This window comes from Listeria kieliensis, from assembly GCF_003369925.1.
Classification (GTDB): Bacteria; Bacillota; Bacilli; order Lactobacillales; family Listeriaceae; genus Listeria; species Listeria kieliensis_A.
Genome location: NZ_LARY01000001.1, coordinates 654,809 through 671,642 on the forward strand (window position 1 = coordinate 654,809; position 16,834 = coordinate 671,642).

A 16,834-nucleotide genomic window follows, 5' to 3' on the forward strand; every position below is an offset into this window, starting at 1 on the left:
ACTTAACTAATAGTAACCAAAATAGTTGCTATAAAATTACTTTGACACCGGTCATTCTTCCCACCTATAATAAAGAAGAAAGAAGGGAGCGGACGGCTTGAAAAGGGAAGAGGATCAATTTATTATTCAAACAGCACTTTTAACGGGAAAGCTGCTACTTGAAAACGGAGCAGAGACTGCTCGAGTGGAAGATACGATGGAACGAATCATCCGAAAAAGCCTTGGGAATACTGCATCCAAAAGTTATTATACTTATGTCACACTTTCCGGCGTTTTTGTTCGAACGGATCTAGCAGAAAATAGTTTTTTACGAATTGATAGTCGTGGATATAACTTAGAAAAAGTCGTCCAAGTCAATCAAATTTCACGGGACTTCACAGAAGGAAAAACGACGCTTCCAGAAATGAAGAAACGACTTGAAAAAATTGACGCAGATACTAGTCGAGATGCAATGTGGAAGCAACTTTTTTTCACGGCGCTTTTAAGTGGAGCGATCGTTTTAATTTTTGGCGGCAGTTGGAAAGATCTTCCCAGTGCTGTCATCGGTGGCGTTTTGGCTTACTTTGCGTTTCAAAAACTAACCAGTATGGCTGATTATCCCTTTATCTTTGAATTTCTGTCCACCTTTATTGGTGGGTTAGCCGGTTACCTCGTGCACCAACTAATGGGGTCAGATATCAACTTGACGATGATCGGGACGGTCGTTCCACTTGTTCCGGGGATTGGGATTACGAATGCGATCCGTGACTTGCTTGCACGACACTACATTTCGGGCATCATTCGACTATTTGAAAGTCTATTTGTAGCCGCGGCTCTCGGATGCGGCGTAGCGCTCGTTATTTTGTTATTTAATTCTTGAAAAAGGGGAAGGTTTCATGTTTTTCGAACTGATTTACCATTTTATTTTCAGTTTCATCGCTTCGTGCGCCTTTGGTTTTTTGTGTCGGATTCCAAACAAAACGATCATTGCAGGCGGAATTGTTGGTGGAGCGGGCTGGCTTGGTTACTATATCATGAGCGAAAATGGCTTTGGTGTGTTTATCACGAGCTTTTGCTGTTCACTTATTTTAAGTACGCTCAGTTATGCGTATAGTTACATTCGTAAATATCCATCGACCGTTTACTTTATCCCCGGGCTCGTTCCTGTTGTTCCAGGGATTACTTTTTACGAGGTCTTTAAAGAACTATTCACGAGTCACGCGGAAGTGGCACTAAGCACGTTTTTCAATGTGATCGCTTCTGCCGTAGCACTTGCTTGCGGAATCATCATCGGAAACATTTTATTTCTACTACTTTTTAAACCACTTATCAATCAAGTTAAAGCTGCTCTCAGGTGAGGGCAGTTTTATTTTGTTCAATTTTCATTCTACAAGCGAAAAGTTTTACGCTATAATGAGTGAGAAATCGAATAGAACGCACTCAAGTAAAAAGGAGAGGAAGCAAATGAAATATGAATGGCGAAAAGAAGAAAAAGAACTTTATCTTCCCAAGAAACAGCCAGTTTTTATTGATGTTCCAAAATTTGGTTACCTGACAATTGAAGGCGAAGGTGACCCCAATAAAACGGACTTTCAAGAGCTTGTGGCTACACTTTATGCAGCTGCCTATACAATTCGAATGCTGCCTAAAAAAGGCTTTACTCCTGATGGTTATTTTGAATATACCGTTTATCCGCTTGAAGGAGAATGGACTACGAAACAACGGGATTCGGGTCCGCTTGATAAATCCCTCTTTGCGTATAAAATCATGATTCGACAACCTGAATTTGTTACTCAAGCGTTATTTGAAGAAATCAAGCCGCTATTTGAAAAGAAGCTGCCTATCGATCAGCTTCGTAAATTGAAACTAGAGGAATTAACGGAAGGGCCTTCGATTCAAATGCTTCATCTTGGTTCTTACGACTCGGAACCCGCGAGCTTTGCTCAAATGGAGCAGTTTGCAGCCGAACAAGGACTGGAACGAGTATCAAAAGATCATAAGGAGATTTACTTGTCGGATCCAAGACGGACAGCGCCTGAAAATTTAAAAACAGTACTTCGATTTGCAGTGAAGCAAAAACTTTGACCTTTCCTGACTAAAGAGATACAATAAGATTGTAAGGTAAGAATAAGAAAGTTACGAGGAGTGATGAATGATGATGAACTTACCACAAATGCATCGCAGTGACTTCTTTGACTTATTCCCATCTGTTTTTGATGGAAACTTTAGCCTATTGAATGGAAGCCAAATGAATGTCGATATTTCAGAAACTGAGGAAAACTATCAAGTAAAAGCGGATTTACCAGGTTTTAACAAAGAGGATATCCGCGTCGATTTTGAAAATGGCCTTTTGACAATTAAAGGACAACGTGAAAATAAAGCGGACGTGAAAGACGAAGAAGGAAACTTTATTCGTCGTGAACGTTCAAGCGGCTCTATGAGTAGAAGCTTCGTTCTTCAAAATGTCGATGCAAATGGTGTGAAAGCGGATTTTGCGGATGGCGTTTTAAACATTGTCCTTCCAAAACTGGAAAACAGCAACCATACAAAAATTGAAATTAATTAAAAAAAGCTTGAAAGCGGTTGGGAGAAAATCCCAACCGCTTTTTGTTTGCGATAGACAAAAGTTTTCAGAACAGGTATCCTTAAAGGGAGGCGTATTTCTTTACGTAAAGGAGTTCGAAAATGAAAGAAAAATTAGTCAGTGTGATTGTTCCTATATATAATGTAGAAAAAGATTTGATGCGCTGTGTGGATTCGATACTGAATCAAACTTATCCACATCTTGAAATTTTATTTATTGACGATGGTTCAACGGATTCTTCTGGGAAATTGATGGATGAATTGACGGATACTCGTGTGAAAAAAATTCATCAACGAAATAGTGGTCAAGCAGGGGCCAGAAATGCCGGGCTTGATCTCGCAACGGGCGATTATATCATAATGGTCGATAGCGATGACTGGATTCGGGAAGATTTAGTTGAACTTTGTCTTACAACTGCTGAGGAAGCCCAGTCCGATCTTATTTTGTTTACGTCTTACAATGTAAATCAAGATGGGAAAAAGCAATATGTACCTCGAAAATCTGGCTACTTACTGACAGATGCTGGGAGCGTTCCTTGGAATAAGTTTTATGCGGCTAAGCTACTTCAAGATATTCGCTTTCCGCTTGGGACTTGGTATGAGGATTTGGGAATGATTCCTGCTGTTGTTTTGCGCGCGAAAAATCCTGTGAAGCTTGAGGAGGCGCTTTATTTTTATCAAACGGATCGCGTGGATTCCCAGTCCAATCTGAAACAAGATTTGAAGTTTTTGGAAGTGATTCCGATGCTTCAGCATGTCGAAGCCGAAATGAAACGGTTAGGGGTTTATACTGGAAATGAGCAGGAACTCGAATGGCTTTACATGGAACACCTCGTGTATCGCACAGTTCTTCGGAAAATCATTGACCTCGAGTCCATTAAAATGCGTAAGGAAGCTTTAGTGCAGGTGAAGCAAGTCTTGAAACAAAAGTTCCCGCGCTGGAAAAAAAATGGGTACATATCTGGTACTGGATTAACGGCAAAACTAAAAAAATTGGCCGTGCGCCTTTACCTTGCTGGGTTTGTTCGGCTCGGCGATTTAATTTGGAAAGTACCGTTTGAAAAAAGACGCCAAAAAACTGGCTTTTAAAGGAGAAAAACATGAAAGTAAGTGTGATTATCCCCGCTTACAATGTGAGCGAATATATTGAAGCTTGTATTGATTCTGTGATGAATCAGTCTTACCCAGATCTTGAAGTAATTGTGATAGAGGACGGCTCAACAGATGATACAGGGAAAAAATTAAAGCAGTTACAGCATACGTATCCTACTCTTCAAGTGATCAGTAAGGAAAACGGCGGCTTGTCTGCTGCAAGGAATGATGGTGTGAAACAGGCGACGGGCGCTTATCTTGCGTTTGTGGATAGCGACGATGTGATTGACAGAACGATGTATGAACGCATGGTGAATAGCCTAGAGCAAGTGGACGCAGAAATCGTCACGATTGGAGTTAGCCGACTTCGCGGCGAGGATGTGTATCCTTCTGTTCTGCATGAGCATTTTATGCAAGAAACCAAGCTAGGAACGAATTTGCACGAAACGAACGAGTTGCTTTATGATACAACGAGCTGGAACAAATTGTTCAAACGAAGCTTTTGGGATGAAAATCAACTTGCCTTTCCAGTAGGGAAGACATTTGAAGATATTCCGGTTGTGATTCCAGCCTATCTAAAAGCTGAACGTGTCAATTTACTCGCATCCATAGGCTACTACTGGCGTTCAAGAGAAACTTCAGGATCGATTACTCAGCAGCGCAATAATGTTCGCATGGTCAAAGACCGGTTAGATGCTTTACGTGTTTGTGATAAGGCGTTTAAGGGTGTCACGGATGCCAAATTGATTCAAGCTAAAAAAGATAAGTTTCTTGCGATTGATTTATTTTCGATGATCGAATGGCTTTTTCTTGCGCCAAAAGAAGACTATGAGATGATTCGAGGTTTAGTTACGAGCTACATGGAGCAAGCGGATATGAAATCGGATTTAGCAAGGCTGCCGAAAAGGAAGCGCAAAATGTTTGAAGCGTTACTTTTAGACCGGCAAAGTGCTTTTAAATGGCAAGGGCGTCTCTACTTCTTGCAAAAAGCTTTTGGAAAGTTTTCAGTTGCTTCGAAAAACAAGTGAGTTGACAAAAGAATTTTATGTAACTATAATGGTTACAAAGAGGTGAGGAAATGGCCATTTCAACACGTTTTAGTGTCGCGGTGCATCTTTTGACGTTAATTGATCGAAGCCGTGGCGAACCAATGACCTCTGAGGACATTGCGGGGAGCGTTGGAACAAATCCAGTAGTGATCCGGCGAATTATGAGTTTGTTAAAAAAAGCCGGGCTGCTTCATTCAAGTCCTGGTGCTCGGGCGACTTATTTGACACGTAATCCTGATGAGATTTCACTTTATGAAGTGTATAGAGCGGTGGAAGGGGAAAAGCAGCTATTTGATATGCATAAAAACCCCAATCCGAATTGTTTTGTTGGCGCCCATATTCAAGAGGCGCTTGACGATGCTTTTTTGAAAGCGCAGCGAAAGATGGAAGCGGAATTAAAACAAGTAAGTTTAAAAGATATTCGTATGAGTATAGAAAGCAAGGCAAATTAAAACTTTGCCTTGCTATAAAAAACAATTCATTGTAACTGTTTCAGTTACATAGGAGGAGGAAATATGATGAAAGTAGCAATTATTGCAGCAGCAGGGAAAGCTGGTCATTTGATTTTAGAGGAAGCCATTAAGCGGGGTATGGATGTGACTGCGATTGTTCGCCATAAGGAAAAGATAACGAATCCGAATGTGAAAGTGCTTGAAAAGGATTTATTTGATTTAACGTTTGAAGACTTGCAAGGGCAAGATGTCGTTGTCGATGCGTTTAATGCACCTCAAGGAAAAGAAGAGCTTCATCAAAGTTCGCTTGCTCATTTGATCGATCTTTTAAAAGGACATGAAGAAATTCGCTTGATGGTTGTTGGAGGAGCTGGTAGTTTATATGTGGATCCTGAAAAAACAACACGACTTATGGATACGAAAGATTTTCCAGAAGCTTTTCTTCCAACAGCTTCCAATATGGGGAAAGCTTTTGATGAACTGAAAGCGACAACGAATTTGAACTGGACGTATATTAGTCCATCTGCTTTCTTTAATCCTGATGGAGCTACAACAGGAAGCTATCAAGTGGGCGCAGATAACTTGCTCACGAATGCCAAAGGTGAAAGCGAAATTAGTTTTGCAGATTATGCACTTGGCTTTGTGGACGAAATGGAAAAGGGTGAACACCTGCGCGAACGCATTACACTTGCATCGAAATAGTAGAAAAAGCTCCTCGCTAGTGCGAGGAGCTTTTTTGCGGGAAAGAAAGTCTTAAGTTTTCTAAAAGAATCTTAAAATCAGTCTTAAGGTGGCTTGATTTCTCTCATTTTTTCGCGTATTGTTTAGCTAAAAGAAACAGGAGGAGATGCTTTTTTGAGAAAGTGGACGAAAAAGAAGAAGCGACGAATTTACTTTTTGACGGGCATTTTTGCATCGGTTGTTCTTCTGTTCGTTTTGGCTGGGATGCTCCGGAATGCATATTTAGAGTTTACGGCACCATCTCCTGCTTATGACAACGAAAAACAGCATTTCATTAGCAAACTTGTTCCACACGCGCAACAAATTCAAAAGGAACACAACATTTTGACGAGCGTGACGCTTGCTCAGGCGATTTTAGAATCAAACTGGGGAAAAAGCGAACTAGCACTAAAAGCAAATAATTTATTTGGGGTAAAAGGCTCGGCGGGAGCTCCGTTAATTAATATGACGACAAAGGAGTTTCAAGATGGGAAATGGATCGAGATCAAGGCAAATTTCCGGAAATATGCAAGTTTTGATGAATCCCTTGATGACCATGCCAATCTCTTTTTAAATGGAACTTCTTGGTCGAAAAATAAATATCGCGCTGTAATTGATGCGGCAGATTATAAAACAGCTGCGAAAGCCATCATGGATGCAGGATATGCGACGGATCCGACCTATGCTTCGAAACTCATGGCGTTAATTGAGGATTATGACTTAACAAGTTATGATCAGGTAGGGGCTAAAGTCATTCGAAACCAACTAGCTGGTTATAAGGCTAAGGTTAAAAAAGACGCAGAGGGTATTGTCTATGGGATGCCTTATGGACTGCCTGGTGCGACTAAAAATGAAGACCTCGCTTTTTATGCAAGAGATACATTAAATGTCTTACGAGTTGCAGATACAACCAATGGAAAATGGGTTCAATTTGCTGTAGATGGGAAGACAGCAGGTTGGGTTAATGCCGATTTGATTCAACGAAAATAACAAAAAATGGATCGAAATTAACACTTTTTAGTTGTCTTATTGATAGTTCATTAGACCTAAAAAAGTGCGTTTCGATCTTTTTTTTTGTTTTTTTTCGTTTTGGGCAAGCTTAGCAAGCGAATGGTTTTTATTGTTTTGTCATGTTTGTAACATAAAAGTAATATATATTACATAAAAGTTTTGTTAGAATGAAATGGTTGCTAAGAAAGAACACATGTTTTTATACCCGACTTGGTTATAAAAATTTATTCAAAAAAGGATGTGCAAACTCATTATGTTTTCAATTGCTAAGAAGCACTTGCTTAGAATAGGGCTCGTCAGCCTATCGTTTTCGATGATCGCTCTTCCTATGCAAGCGAAGGCGGATGATTCATCTGCTCGGTTAACTTCCGCGCAACAAGCTTTCATTAATGAAATTGCGCCACATGCAAAGAGAGTTCAAAAAGAACATGGGATTTTAGCTAGCATTACGATTTCTCAAGCGATTTTAGAATCGAACTGGGGAAAGAGTCAGCTTGCCGAAAAAGGGAAAAATTTATTTGGTATTAAAGGAGCTTTCCGTGGGAGATCTATTTATTTACCTACTAAAGAGCATAATGGTACTGCTTACGTAGGAACAAAAGCCGCTTTTAAAGCGTATCCATCGTGGTACGATTCTTTGAATGATCATGCGCTTTTATTTGCAGAAGGCCCAAGCTGGAATAAGAAACTATATGAATGTTTGCTTGGGGAAACGAATTTTCGCTTAGCGGCAAAAGCTCTAGCCGGAACAGGCTATTCTTCTGATCCGACTTACGCAGCGAAATTAATTGAAGTGATTGAAAAATTTGGTTTAGCGACTTATGACAAACCGGATTCTACACTTGATCAAATGCCTTCTGTGACTCAAACTTATGCGGTTGGCAAAATGAAAGAGCATCGAATTTTAAATGTTTGGAGTTCACCAAATACGCGTGGAGCTAAACTTGTCGCTAGCTTTTCAAATGATTTTGATCCTAAAATTGAGATTTTAAGGGAAGCCAAAATAGATAGTAATAAAATCTGGTATCAAATTGAGGTTGGTTCTCGAGAGGGCTGGGTGAATAGTGATGCCGTTGAATTGATTTATACAACCTCAGGAAAGACACCATTTAAAAATCAAAGTGTTGGACTGGCAAGTGCCGGTAGCACATGGCACAAGCGATTGACGGGTCAAAATGGGTTCCGCCAAGTTGCCTCAAGTAGCGAAGAATCAAACGAAGAAGTTACGATTTTTAAGAGGTTTTCAGTGGTGAGTACTATTACATTAATGACTAATACAAAATTACAGTTAGGTATTTAATTAATAATAAACCGAAAATTCAGGCGCTTATTTAAAGCTTGAATTTTCGGTTTTGATGCGTTCTAACAAGGTTTGTGGCTTTTTTCTGCTATAATAAAAGGCATGAACGAAAAGAAAGGATGTGTTAATATGGATCAGGAATTAGCAATGTTAAAAGCATTGACTGATGCTAAAGGAATTGCCGGAAATGAACGCGAGCCAAGACGCGTGTTTGAGTCTTACATAAAAGATGCTGCAGACGAACTTCACCATGATGGACTTGGAAGTAGTATTGCACTTAAAAGAGGTCAAGCAGATGGACCAAAAGTGATGGTTGCAGGTCACCTTGATGAAGTAGGCTTTATGGTTACTCAAATTGATGCTGGTGGTTTTATCAAATTCCAAACGGTGGGTAGCTGGGTACCCCACGTTATGTTATCACAAAAAGTTACTGTGATTACTCGTAGTGGGGAAGAAATCCCAGGTATCATTGGATCAAAACCGCCTCATTTAATGACTGCAGCTGAACGTCAAAAATCCTTTGATATCAAGTCAATGTTTATTGATGTGGGTTCAAGTGATCGAGAAGAAACAGAAAGCTTCGGCATTCGTCCTGGAGATATGATTGTGCCAGCTTTCGAATTTACAACCATGAAGAATGAAAAGTTTTTACTTGCGAAAGCTTGGGACAATCGAATTGGACTAGCAGTTGCGATTCAAGTTCTTAAAAATTTGCAAAATGAAAAGCATCCTAATACTGTTTACGGGGTTGGGGCTGTTCAAGAAGAAGTGGGACTCCGTGGATCAAAAACGGCGACTCATTTTATTCAACCGGACATTGGCTTTGCGGTCGATGTTGGCATTGCCGGGGATACGCCAGGAATTAAACCAGAAGAGGCACAAAGCAAAATGGGCAAAGGTCCGCAAATCATTTTATATGATGCAACGCTTGTAAGCCATCCTGGATTGCGCAATTTTGTTACAGACGTAGCGGATGAACTGGGAATCCCTTATCAATTTGAGGCGATTCCTGGTGGCGGTACGGATGCTGGCTCCATTCACTTAACTGGAGACGGGGTTCCTGCTCTACCGGTTACGATTGCAGCGCGTTATATTCATTCGAACGCTTCTATCATTCATCGTGATGATTTTGAAGCAACGGTTAAACTTTTAACGGAAGTTATCAAACGTTTGGATAGCGATACTGTGAAGAAAATTACTTTTGGCTGAGGTTTTAAAAAAGGCGCTCGCTTGCGGGCGCCTTTTTAGATTGCTTTTTTGTGGATTCCTCTCTACAATAGAAACAGATTGGTGAACGGCATCACTATGAGAATATAATTAGGTCTTTTTAACTAGAACACTTATGAGGGGAAGCTAGTGTATAAAAGCAAACCTTTATTTTAGATTACAGAAATGTTACAAAGGAGGGGTTGGATGGAACTAATTCAGTCCACCAAAAATGAACGCGTCAAAAAATGGAAAAAATTGATGATGAAAAAAGGGCGCATGGAGCAAGGAACTTATTTGGTTGAGGGCTTTCATTTAGTAGAAGAAGCGCTTAAGCAAGATGGGCTTGTTGAAGAAGTGATCGTGGAAGAAGGATTATCACTTGATTTTGAACACACTAGTGAAATTCGGATGCACCTGGTGAGTCGTGAGGTTAGTCATTATTTAAGCGAAACGAAAAGCGAGCAGGGAGTTTTTGCAGTAGTCAAAATGACGGAGCCTGAGCTTTTGTTTCTTGTGGATAAAAAGTTCTTGCTTCTTGATGCGGTGCAGGATCCGGGCAATGTCGGAACGCTGATTCGGACGGCAGACGCGGCTGGGTTTGATGCGGTTATTCTTGGTACGGGCTCGGCGGATTTATATAATCCAAAGGTGATACGGAGCGCGCAGGGGAGTCATTTTCATATTCCTGTGATTAGCGGGAACCTTACAGATTGGCTTTTTAGACTGATCGATGAAGAAGTTCCAGTGTACGGTGCTTTTTTAGATGAAACAGCGATGCCTTACGATCAAATTCCTAAAAAGGAATCGTTTGGGCTGGTTGTTGGGAATGAAGGAAACGGCATTTCAAAACCTGTTGAAGAAAAAATTCGCCATAAAGTTTATATTCCGATTTTTGGTGAAAGTGAATCGCTTAACGTCTCTGTTGCGGCAGGTATTTTAATGTATGCGCTGCGTAAATAAAAACCTTGAAAGAGAAAAGCTCTCCTTCAAGGTTTATTCCTTAGATTCTTTTAATTTGATTTCGTTGATTAAAACGGGGTGCAGCGCTTTTTGAACAGAACGAATATAGCTATTAGCGGCTCCCCAATCAATATTAAAGATTAAGCCATCGGAGCTTCCTGTTGAAATCGCTGTAACTTCTGATTCTCCGTGGAAGTTATTGATGTTGATAAAAAGAGCTGCTCGATTGGAAGCGCGGAAGTAGTATTTTTCGTATGCAAGTGTTGCCAGTTTTTTTCCTCCGCCAAAATCACGGATTTCTTCAAAAACGGGGGTGCTAGTCGCTTGCGAAAGTTTAATCATATTCATTGTTTCTTCAACAGAGCTCTTAACAATATAACGACGACTTGGCATTGATCTCACTCCTCTCTGTTCGCTTTCTTCTATTGTAAGCCTGTCTTTTCAATTTCGCAATCCTACTAGTAAAAAATAAGCAACACGAAATTAATTAGTTACTTTCTGTTTGGTTTTGTGCTATAATACATCGTGAGGTGAGAATTATGACGGAAGCACATAAAGTTTGTCCAAAGTTTGAATCCGCATTTCAGCTTCTTGGAAAACGCTGGACGGGACTGATTATTAACGTCCTTTTAACTGGTCCAAAGCGTTTTAAACAGGTAGCGGGAGAAATTCCGCAAATGAGCGATCGTGTATTAGCTGAACGTTTGAAAGAACTGGAAGAAATGGAAATTGTTGTCAGACAAGTTTATCCAGAGACGCCTGTTCGCATTGAATATACATTAACAGCAAAAGGCAAAGATTTGAAAAAAGTCATGGAACAAGTCCAGTGTTGGGCTGATAGATGGATTCCACTTGAACAGACTGCAGAGTGATGAGATAATAAGAAACATGGCAATCATGAGAATTGCTGTGTTTTTTATTTTTAAAAAAAGGGGAATGTACATGAAAAAGAAAGCTATTTTGATAGCGCTGTCCATGATCGTTTTGATACTTTCAGCGTGTTCTTTTGGAACGCAGAAAGAAGCAACGAAAAAGGAAGTGCCAAACATTGCGGTTACGATCCAAGTAACGAAAAATGAAGGTAAAGAAAAACTTGAAACGAAAAAAGTCAAAGCTAAAAAAGGAACCACGCTTTACAAAATGCTTCAAGACAACTTTAAAATTGAAGATGATAAGGGAATGATTACTTCTATTAATCAAGTTTCTCAAGATGAAAAAGCTGGACTTTACTGGTTTATTGAAATAAATGGCAAATTTGCAACGAAAGGCGCCAAAGAAACGAAACCTAAAAATGGTGATAAAGTGAGCTTCGATCTCCATGAAGCCAACTAATCAAACGTTTAAGTTTTCACTGAAGAATACGAAAATATTAGCGCTTTTAGCAGTGCTTTCAGCGCTTGCGGCAGCGGGAAGAATTTTATTCGCCCCGTTGCCTAATATTCAACCGGTTACAGCACTTGTCGTGATGCTCACCTTGTTATGCGGAATTCGCTTTGGTCTGTTATTTGCGACGCTTACGATGGTCGTTTCTAATTTCGTCTTGGGACTGGGTATTTGGACGATCGGACAAGTTTTAGGATACGCTTTAATTGCGCTTTTAACAGGATTACTACTTTGCCCGTACAGGCAAAAAGTCCCGCTTTGGGGAATCGCGCTTTTTTGTGGGTTAATGGGGTATGTTTATGGACTCGCTCAAGCGCTTTTCATTGCTCCTATTTATGGGTTTTCTTATTTTTGGGTCTATTACCTTGCAGGGCTATCCTTTGATACTCTTCATGCGATCGGAAATGTTGCCTTTTATCTCGTTTTAGCTCCCATTTTTTTCCCGCTTTTAACTCGCCTTTTGCAGAAATACACTTGCTAATTTAAGCGAAACTGTTATAATGGGAAGTAATTAAATGATGCAAAAGACGATGACGGAGACAAGTAGCAAAGAGATTCTTGCCAAGGGAGAAGCGGTCTATGGACTGGAAGCCGCTTTACTAGATGCTTTGTGAACATTTCAACTCTAACAGTCGCTGCCGGGAACTTAATGTGAAAGGCAGATCGGTGAAAAGCCGTTATGTGAATGAAGTGAAAGCAGTTTTTCTGCTTTTATTAGGGTGGTACCGCGAGCTAACCTCGTCCCTTTGTGGATAGAGGTTTTTTATTTTGTCTAAAAAAGGAGTGTGGTTCTTTTGTTAAAACAACTGGAAACGTTGGAAAAAGAAGCTATTCAAGAAATTGAACAAGCTGAGAGTTTAAAAGTGCTCAATGATTTGCGTGTGAAATATCTAGGGAAAAAAGGCCCGATCACAGAGATCATGAAACAAATGGGAAAACTGTCGAATGAGGAAAAACCGCTTGTCGGAGCAAAAGCAAATGAAGTTCGAACGGAAATTAGTACAAAAATCAAGCATAAGCAAGAAGGACTAGAAGAGGCTGAGCTGATGAAACAGCTTGAAAATGAATCAATTGATGTGACTCTTCCAGGAACAAAAGTACCTACTGGAACCACTCACTTGCTGACACAAGTCATTGATGAGCTTACAGATATGTTCGTTGGGATGGGTTACCGGATTGCAGAAGGACCAGAAGTAGAGCTTGATTATTATAACTTTGAGGCATTAAATTTACCAAAAGGCCATCCGGCGCGTGATATGCAAGATAGCTTTTATATTACAGAAAATACTTTGCTACGGACGCAAACTTCGCCTGTTCAAGCGCGTACGATGGAAAATCATGATTTTAAAAATGGACCAATCAAGATCATTTGCCCAGGGAAAGTTTACCGCCGTGATAATGATGATGCGACACACTCCCATCAATTTACGCAAATTGAAGGGCTAGTAGTTGGAGAAAATATTACGTTTGCTGATTTAAAGGGAACACTGACTGTTCTTGCGAAGCGGATGTTCGGTGAAGATCGAGAAATTCGTCTTCGTCCAAGTTTCTTCCCGTTCACAGAGCCGTCTGTTGAAATGGATATTTCTTGTTTTGCTTGTGGCGGTGAAGGATGCCGGACTTGTAAAGGAACAGGATGGATCGAAATTCTTGGATCTGGACTCGTACATCCTCGCGTGTTAGAAATGTCAGGAATTGATTCCAGTAAATATAGCGGTTTCGCTTTTGGACTCGGCCCAGAACGTGTCGCCATGTTGAAATATGGGGTAGATGATATTCGTCATCTCTATACGAATGATTTACGTTTTTCTAAACAATTTGAAGCAAAAGAAATGGGGGAAAGATAAATGTTAGTTTCTTATAATTGGGTCAAAAAATTCTTCCCAGATCTTAAACTGGATGCGGATGAACTGGCAGAAGCGATTACGCGTACCGGGATTGAAATTGAAGGCGTGGATCATTTAGACTGGGAATTGAAAAATTTGGTAGTCGGAGAAGTATTAACTTGCGAGCCGCATCCAAGTGCCGATAAATTGAAAAAAACAACGGTTCGCGTTGATGGGGATGAAGTGGTTCAAATCATCTGTGGGGCACCGAATGTGGCTCAAGGTCAGAAAGTAATCGTGGCACGTGTAGGTGCTAAGCTTCCAGGCGGAATGAAAATCAAGCGTGCAAAACTTCGCGGGGAAGTTTCAGAAGGTATGATTTGCTCGCTACAAGAACTAGGCTTTGATAGTAGTGTGGTTCCAAAAGCGTATCAAGATGGAATTTATGTCTTGCCAGATGATGTAACAGTTGGCGCGAGCGCGATTACACTTTTTGGCTTAGATGATGCGATTCTTGATATGGCGATTACACCAAACCGTGCCGATGCGCTTGGCATGACTGGGATTGCACATGAAGTTGGAGCGATCGTCCATGAAAAACCTCTTTTACCAGAGCAGCCGGACGTTTCAGAGGCAGGCTCGATTGAAGGGAAAGTAGAAGTCGCGATTACAGATAAAGAAACGACACCTTATTATGCGGTTCGCTTAATTGAAGGTGTAAAAGTGGCTGAATCGCCTCTTTGGTTGCAAGCGACTTTGATGAAAGCGGGAATCAGACCGCACAGCAATATCGTGGATGTTACAAACTATATCAATTTGCTTTATGCACAACCTCTTCATTCTTTTGATTATGACAAAGTTGGAAGTAAAAAAATTGAAGTTCGTTTGGCGCATGCAGGGGAACAAATTGAAACGCTCGACGGGAAAGAACGCGAGCTTTCAGACAACCATATTGTCGTGACGAACGGCAAGGAACCGATTGCGATCGCTGGGATCATGGGCGGAGCAAGCTCGGAAGTTTCAGCGGATACGACACAAGTTTTACTGGAAGGCGCTATTTTTGATAGTAAATATATCGGCGAAGCGTCTAGAGAACTTGGGATTCGTACGGAAGCAAGCATCCGCTATGACAAAGGAAGCGATGCGTTTAAAGTGGAACAAGCGCTTGCTCATGGCGCAGCACTGATTGCTGAACTTGGCGGTGGGCGCATGTTATCTGGCGTTTCTGAAGTGGATAACCGTGACGCGTATCAAAATGAAATTGTAACGAGTTTCAAGCGGGTGAATCGCTTACTTGGAACAGATATTTCTAGCAAAGAAATGGCTGAGGTGTTTGATCGTCTTCAGTTTGAAACGCACTTTGACGGCGATGAGATTCGAGTGGAGGTTCCGTCGAGGCGTTGGGACATCTCGATTGAAGCAGATATTTTAGAAGAAGTGGCGCGGATTTACGGCTACGACAAGATTCCTGCGACGCTTCCAAAAGCGGAGTCGGCAGGTGGATTTACAAACGAACAACTACTTCGCCGAGAAACGCGGAATTACCTTGAGGCAACTGGTTTAAATCAGGCGCTTACGTATTCGCTTGTTTCAGAAAAAGAAGCAAAACGGCTAGCGCTTTCGGTAGAAAAATCGGTTCGGCTCAAGATGCCAATGAGTGAGGAGCATAGCACGCTTCGAACGAGTTTAGTTCCAAGCTTGCTGCAAGCGGCAAGTTATAATGTGGCGCGGAAAAATACAGATGTCTTTTTCTTCGAACTTGGGAATGTGTATTACGGTACGGAAGGAGATGCCCTCCCAATTGAAGAGGAGCACTTGGCCATTTTGATGACGGGGAATTATACGTCTCCGAGCTGGAAAAATCAGGCTCAAGCTGTCGATTTCTTCTTGCTAAAAGGCATTTTAGAAGGCTTGGCAGAACGCCTTGGACTGGCTGTGTCTTTCCAATTTGAAAAACGTGTGATGGAAGAGCGCCATCCGGGTCGAGCAGCGGTCATTCTGCTTGGCGAAAGCGAAGTAGGTTATATCGCGGAACTTCATCCGCGCGTAGAAAAAGAATTTGATTTAGAAGCCACTTATGTAGCTGAATTAAATTTTGAAGCGATTCTTAGTGCTCAGAAGAAACAAGTTGAATATGCACCGATTGCTCGCTATCCAGAAATGACGCGTGATATTGCTCTATTAGTTGACCGGACTGTTGAAAATGGAGCCATTGAAAGTGTTATTCGCGAAAATGGCGGCAAGTTGCTAAAAGAAGTGAAATTGTTCGATATCTTTGAAGGAGAAAGTATCGGTCAAGATAAAAAATCTGTGGCTTATTCGCTTACTTTCTTAGATTTAGAGCGGACGCTTGTAGAAGAAGAAGTGACGGCTGCAACAGAACAAGTCACAAAAGCGCTCGAAGCAAAACTTGGAGCGGTCATTCGCTAGAAGATTTAAAGAGAAATTGGGTTGTTTTTAAGACTACCCAATTTCTTTTTTGCTTTTTTTGTTCTTTTCTTCACAGATGAAAGGAGGTTCGATATAATAGAAGAAAATAAATTTTATGAAAATGGGGCTTGAGAAATTGACATATGTACAATTAAAAGATGTATATAAACGCTATCAGATGGGCGAAAGCATTGTAACAGCCAATGATGGAATTGATTTTGAAATTAAGCAAGGAGAATTTGTAGTGATTGTCGGTCCTTCTGGAGCAGGAAAATCAACGGTCTTGAATATTTTGGGTGGAATGGATACGTGTGATGCGGGAGAGGTTCTTGTTGATGGCGCGGATATTGCTCAAATGAATGCGAAGCAATTGACAAGTTATCGTAGAACGGATGTGGGTTTCGTTTTTCAATTTTACAATCTCGTTCCCAATTTAACGGCTAAAGAAAATGTGGAACTTGCGGCTCAAATTGTTCCAGAAGCTTTGGATGCGAAAGAAGTGCTTGGCCGTGTTGGACTCTCTCATCGGTTAGACAATTTCCCTGCGCAACTTTCAGGTGGAGAACAGCAACGAGTGGCGATCGCACGAGCGCTTGCAAAAGCGCCTAAACTGCTTCTTTGTGATGAGCCCACTGGGGCACTTGATTATGAAACTGGGAAGTCCGTTTTAAAATTACTTCAAGAAACATGTGAACAAACGGGGACGACTGTGGTTGTCATTACCCATAATACGGCGATTACCCCAATTGCGAACCGGATCATTGAAATTAATGATGCCAAGGTTCGTCAAATTCGTGAAAATCCGCAACCTGTCTCGATTGACAGCATCGAGTGGTAAGA

Annotated in this window: 19 protein-coding genes and 1 other annotated feature; of the genes, 18 read left to right on the forward strand and 1 reads right to left on the reverse strand. The window is 41.0% G+C overall.

Features of this window, described 5'->3' with window-relative positions:
* Window positions 1–97 precede the first annotated feature (97 nt).
* From UR08_RS03300 to UR08_RS03355, 12 genes are all read left to right on the forward strand, one after another.
* A complete protein-coding gene (locus UR08_RS03300) occupies window positions 98–859 on the forward strand; it encodes a threonine/serine exporter family protein (RefSeq protein ID WP_115752232.1) in 762 nt (253 codons plus the stop codon).
* Window positions 860–875: 16 nt separating this feature from the next.
* Window positions 876–1,337, forward strand: a complete 462-nt coding sequence (locus UR08_RS03305) for a threonine/serine exporter family protein (RefSeq protein WP_115752233.1) — start codon at window positions 876–878, stop codon at window positions 1,335–1,337.
* Window positions 1,338–1,443: 106 nt separating this feature from the next.
* Window positions 1,444–2,064 carry a GyrI-like domain-containing protein gene (locus tag UR08_RS03310; RefSeq protein WP_115752234.1) on the forward strand — a complete coding sequence of 207 codons (621 nt, stop codon included), beginning with the start codon at window positions 1,444–1,446 and terminating at the stop codon, window positions 2,062–2,064.
* A gap of 67 nt (window positions 2,065–2,131) precedes the next feature.
* On the forward strand, window positions 2,132–2,545 hold the full coding sequence (locus UR08_RS03315; RefSeq protein WP_115752235.1) for an Hsp20/alpha crystallin family protein: 414 nt from the start codon (window positions 2,132–2,134) through the stop codon (window positions 2,543–2,545).
* 119 nt (window positions 2,546–2,664) lie between these two features.
* Entirely contained in the window at window positions 2,665–3,651 is a 987-nt protein-coding gene (locus UR08_RS03320; protein WP_115752236.1) for a glycosyltransferase family 2 protein, read from the forward strand.
* Window positions 3,652–3,662: 11 nt separating this feature from the next.
* Window positions 3,663–4,682, forward strand: a complete 1,020-nt coding sequence (locus tag UR08_RS03325) for a glycosyltransferase family 2 protein (RefSeq protein WP_115752237.1) — start codon at window positions 3,663–3,665, stop codon at window positions 4,680–4,682.
* 50 nt (window positions 4,683–4,732) lie between these two features.
* On the forward strand, window positions 4,733–5,155 hold the full coding sequence (locus tag UR08_RS03330; protein WP_115752238.1) for an Rrf2 family transcriptional regulator: 423 nt from the start codon (window positions 4,733–4,735) through the stop codon (window positions 5,153–5,155).
* A gap of 66 nt (window positions 5,156–5,221) precedes the next feature.
* Window positions 5,222–5,857, forward strand: a complete 636-nt coding sequence (locus UR08_RS03335) for an NAD(P)-dependent oxidoreductase (RefSeq protein WP_115752705.1) — start codon at window positions 5,222–5,224, stop codon at window positions 5,855–5,857.
* Window positions 5,858–6,010: 153 nt separating this feature from the next.
* Window positions 6,011–6,865, forward strand: a complete 855-nt coding sequence (locus UR08_RS03340) for a glucosaminidase domain-containing protein (protein WP_461733973.1) — start codon at window positions 6,011–6,013, stop codon at window positions 6,863–6,865.
* Between the two features lie 274 nt (window positions 6,866–7,139).
* Window positions 7,140–8,186 carry a glucosaminidase domain-containing protein gene (locus tag UR08_RS03345; protein ID WP_165849939.1) on the forward strand — a complete coding sequence of 349 codons (1,047 nt, stop codon included), beginning with the start codon at window positions 7,140–7,142 and terminating at the stop codon, window positions 8,184–8,186.
* Window positions 8,187–8,315: 129 nt separating this feature from the next.
* Window positions 8,316–9,395 (forward strand): M42 family metallopeptidase, encoded by a 1,080-nt coding sequence (locus tag UR08_RS03350; RefSeq protein WP_115752240.1) that lies wholly within the window; start codon window positions 8,316–8,318, stop codon window positions 9,393–9,395.
* A gap of 204 nt (window positions 9,396–9,599) precedes the next feature.
* Window positions 9,600–10,355 (forward strand): TrmH family RNA methyltransferase, encoded by a 756-nt coding sequence (locus tag UR08_RS03355; RefSeq protein ID WP_115752241.1) that lies wholly within the window; start codon window positions 9,600–9,602, stop codon window positions 10,353–10,355.
* Between the two features lie 33 nt (window positions 10,356–10,388).
* On the opposite strand, the gene UR08_RS03360 is transcribed toward UR08_RS03355, so the two are convergent.
* On the reverse strand, window positions 10,389–10,748 hold the full coding sequence (locus UR08_RS03360; RefSeq protein WP_115752242.1) for a DUF6054 family protein: 360 nt from the start codon (window positions 10,746–10,748) through the stop codon (window positions 10,389–10,391).
* A 146-nt stretch (window positions 10,749–10,894) separates the two neighbouring features.
* On the opposite strand from UR08_RS03360, the gene UR08_RS03365 reads away from it, so the two are divergent.
* From UR08_RS03365 to UR08_RS03390, 6 genes are all read left to right on the forward strand, one after another.
* Entirely contained in the window at window positions 10,895–11,227 is a 333-nt protein-coding gene (locus tag UR08_RS03365) for a winged helix-turn-helix transcriptional regulator (protein ID WP_115752243.1), read from the forward strand.
* Window positions 11,228–11,297: 70 nt separating this feature from the next.
* Window positions 11,298–11,687: a DUF4430 domain-containing protein gene (locus UR08_RS03370; protein ID WP_115752707.1), complete on the forward strand. Its 390-nt coding sequence runs from the start codon at window positions 11,298–11,300 to the stop codon at window positions 11,685–11,687.
* On the forward strand, window positions 11,674–12,219 hold the full coding sequence (locus UR08_RS03375; protein WP_115752244.1) for an ECF transporter S component: 546 nt from the start codon (window positions 11,674–11,676) through the stop codon (window positions 12,217–12,219). The genes UR08_RS03370 and UR08_RS03375 overlap by 14 nt, the downstream gene beginning before the upstream one ends.
* 40 nt (window positions 12,220–12,259) lie before the next feature.
* Window positions 12,260–12,487 (forward strand) — a binding site (T-box leader).
* Between the two features lie 45 nt (window positions 12,488–12,532).
* On the forward strand, window positions 12,533–13,585 hold the full coding sequence (gene pheS, locus UR08_RS03380) for a phenylalanine--tRNA ligase subunit alpha (RefSeq protein WP_115752245.1): 1,053 nt from the start codon (window positions 12,533–12,535) through the stop codon (window positions 13,583–13,585).
* Window positions 13,586–15,994: a phenylalanine--tRNA ligase subunit beta gene (gene pheT / locus UR08_RS03385; RefSeq protein ID WP_115752246.1), complete on the forward strand. Its 2,409-nt coding sequence runs from the start codon at window positions 13,586–13,588 to the stop codon at window positions 15,992–15,994. It begins immediately after the preceding gene.
* 136 nt (window positions 15,995–16,130) lie between these two features.
* The gene (locus UR08_RS03390; RefSeq protein WP_115752708.1) at window positions 16,131–16,832 is read left to right on the forward strand and encodes an ABC transporter ATP-binding protein; all 702 of its coding nucleotides are present in this window, start codon (window positions 16,131–16,133) and stop codon (window positions 16,830–16,832) included.
* The last annotated feature ends 2 nt before the right edge of the window (window positions 16,833–16,834 follow it).